The following is a 266-nucleotide window of genomic DNA, read 5'->3' on the forward strand; positions in this document are numbered from 1 at the left end:
CTACGAGCTGCTGTTCAGAGATGGGATGACAAACCGTTTTCCGGATGTGTCGGCGGAATATGCCACCTCCAGGATGATCTCAGATCAGTTTTTATGCGTGCCGTCCCAGCGCATCGCCGGGGCACATACGTCGTTTATTAATTTCCCGTCGCGAATGGTCATAGACCGCAGTGGAGAAGCGCTGGATAAAGAAAGCGTGGTCATTGAGATCCTGGAAGATGCTGTGCCGGGAGCGGAGCTGTTGCAGGCCGTCAGGGAGATGAGTG

General features: G+C 54.5%; 1 pseudogene. It reads left to right on the forward strand.

The window, feature by feature from the left end:
• Positions 1–266: pseudogene (locus tag MN204_RS20800) on the forward strand (hypothetical protein); the annotation flags it as partial.

Origin of the sequence: Oceanobacillus saliphilus (assembly GCF_023522835.1) — a bacterium.
Taxonomy (GTDB): domain Bacteria; phylum Bacillota; class Bacilli; order Bacillales; family Amphibacillaceae; genus Oceanobacillus; species Oceanobacillus saliphilus.